General features: G+C 72.1%; 1 protein-coding gene. It reads right to left on the reverse strand.

The window, feature by feature from the left end:
- The coding region (locus AB0I21_RS57275; RefSeq protein ID WP_360574460.1) for an amino acid adenylation domain-containing protein at positions 1-3070 on the reverse strand (3070 nt) is incomplete at both ends.

The raw sequence follows: 3070 nt of genomic DNA on the forward strand, positions 1-3070 counted from the left end.
CCGCGGACGTCGCTGACCCCGAACGCGGCCGTCGGCTCGTCGACGCCGTCGAGGAGGTCACGGAAGAACGCCTCGTGGCCACCGTCGGCGAGCCCCGCACGGGCCTGTGCCACGAAGGTGCGGAACGGCAGCGGCGCCGGCAGGAGGTCGGCGCGGCCGGCGAGGACCGCCTGGATCTCGCCGGTCACGATGTCGAGGGCGGTGTGGTCCTGGACGAGGTGGTGGACGCGCAGGACGCCCTGCCAGCGTCCGCCGGCCTGCCGCGTGACGTGCAGGTCGAGCAGTGGTGCCCGGCCGAGGTCCATGGTGAGGCCGACGGCGGGGAGCAGGTCGGCGCCGTCCGGGAGGTCGACCTCGGTCAGCCGCAGCGACGCGGTGCGCCACACGACCTGCACCGGCTCGGGCAGCCCGGCCCAGACGACGGAGGTGCGGAACACGTCGTGCCGGTCGATCACGTGCTGCAGCGCCCCGGCGAACGCGTCGAGACGGTCCCGGTCGTCGAACTCGAGGACGAACGACGTGACGTACACGTCGTCGCCGCCCTCGGCGAGGCGGTGGTGGAACAGGATGCCTTCCTGCAGCGGGGCGAGCGGGTAGATGTCGGCCACGTTCGCCGCGCCGCCGTCGACGGTACCGACGACCGCATCGATCTGCGTCTGGCTCAGCTCGACGAGCGGCAGCATGTCCGGGGCGATGCTCTGCGCGCCGGCGGGGATCAGGTTCGCCGGGACCACGACGGCCTCGGCACCGGCGGCCGCGGCCGCGAGGCCGGCCGGGGTCGGGGTGAGGAACAGCGCCCTCACCGGCACGGAGACGCCTTGGACGCGGAGCCGTTCGACGAGCCGGACGGCGAGCAGGGAGTGGCCGCCGAGGGCGAAGAAGTCGTCGTCGACCCCGACACCCTGGACGCCGAGCACGTCGGCGAACGCCTGGCAGAGCAACTCCTCGCGGGCGTTGGCGGGGCCGCGCCCGGCTCCTGTCGTGAACTCCGGCGCCGGCAGCGCCTTGCGGTCCAGCTTGCCGTTGCGGGTGAGCGGCAGCGCGTCCAGGACGACGACGGCCGCCGGCACCATGTACTCCGGCAGCCGTTCCGCCGCGAACTCCCGCAGCCCGTCGACGGCGCCGACGACGTAGGCGACGAGCCGCTGATCCGCGGTCGCGACGACGGCGACCTGCTCGACCTGCGGATGGGTGGCGAGGACCGCCTGGATCTCGCCGGGTTCGATCCGGAACCCGCGGACCTTGACCTGGTCGTCCGCGCGTCCCAGGTAGACGACGTTGCCGTCGGCGCACCAGCGGACCACGTCACCGGTGCGGTACAGCCGCTCCCCGCTGCCGAACGGGTCGGCGACGAACCGCTCGCCGGTCAGACCGGGCCGACCTGCGTAGCCGCGGGCCAGCTGGACACCCGCCAGGTACAACTCGCCCGCGACACCCACCGGCACCGGAGCCAAGCGGTCGTCCAGGACGTAGACGCGGGTGTTGAACACCGGCTTGCCGATCGGCACCACCGGCGACGCGTCCGCGAGGACCTCGAACTCGGTGACGTCCACGGACGCCTCCGTCGGGCCGTACAGGTTGAACAGGCCAACAGTCGGCAGCACCTCGAAGAACCGGTCCCGGACCGCAGCGCCCAGAGCCTCACCGGAGCAGATGACCCGCCGTAGCCCGGTGCACTCGGCCGCTTCAGGGGCCGCGAGGAACGCCTCCAGCATCGACGGGACGAAGTGGACGGTGTCGACACGGTCATCGCAGATCAGCGCCGCGATGTAGGACGGATCCCGGTGACCGCCCGGCTTCGCGATCACCATCGTCGCGCCCTGGATCAACGGCCAGAACAGCTCCCACACGGACACGTCGAACCCGAACGGGGTCTTGTGCAGCACCCGATCGCCCGCTGCCAGCCCGAACCGCGACTGCATCCACACCAGACGGTTCACGATGCCCTCATGGGGCACCACGACGCCCTTGGGCAGACCGGTCGAGCCGGACGTGTAGATGACGTACGCGGCCTGACCCGGCAGCACCTCCACACCCGGATCGGTGTCAGCGCGCCCTTCCGCGTCGACGTTGGTCAATACGATAACGGCGCCCTGGCTCATGTACGCGACGCGCTCGGCCGGCAGATCCGGGTCGATCGGCAGGTACGCGCCACCGGCCTTCACCACGGCCAACAGTGCCACCACCATGTCCACACCACGGGGCAGGCAGACGCCCACGACCGAGTCCGCGCGCACGCCCTCCTCGATCAGCCGATGCGCCAGACGGTTCGCGCGGCGGTCCAGCGCCGCGTAGGTCACCGACGAGCCTTCGAACACCAACGCCAGCGCGTCCGGGGTCCGCGCCACCTGCGCCGCGAACAGCGACGGCAGCGTCGCCGGCGGCACCTCCGCGGCGGTGTCGTTCCACGCCCGCAGCACCAGATCCAACTCGGCCGCGTCCAGCAGGCTCACCGCCGACACCGGTGCGGACGGGGCAGCGAGCAGCGACGACAGGACCCGCGCCCACCGCTCGCCCACCGTCGCGACGGTTTCGGCGTCGAACAGGTCCGCCGATCCGGTCAGCGCGCCGTGCAGCCCCGCCGGGCGGCCGTCACTGTCGAACGCCTCGGTGACACTCCACTCCAGGTCGAACTTCGCCGGCGCCTCTCCGGTGATCGAGCCGCCGTCGGTGTCCACGTCGGCGCCGGGCAGGTCCAGGGTGGCACCGGCCGTGTTCTGCACGGTCAGCATCACCTGGAAGAGCGGGTTGCGGGCGAGCGAGCGGGTGGGGGCGAGCTCCTCGACGAGCAGCTCGAACGGCACGTCCTGGTGCTCGAACCCGGCCAGGGTCGTCTCCCGCACCCGGCTCAGCAGCTCCGCGAAGGTCGGGTCCCCGGACAGGTCGGTCCGTATGACGAGCGTGTTGACGAAGAACCCGACCAGATCGTCCAAGGCCTGGTCGGTACGCCCGGCAATGGCCGCGCCGATCGGGATGTCCGTCCCGGCGCCCAGCTTCGACAGCAGCACCCCGAGACCGGCCTGCAGCAGCATGAAGACGGTGACGCCCTCGGCCCGCGCCACGGCGAGCA

The organism is Dactylosporangium sp. NPDC050588, from assembly GCF_040654975.1.
GTDB classification, from domain to species: domain Bacteria; phylum Actinomycetota; class Actinomycetes; order Mycobacteriales; family Micromonosporaceae; genus Dactylosporangium; species Dactylosporangium maewongense.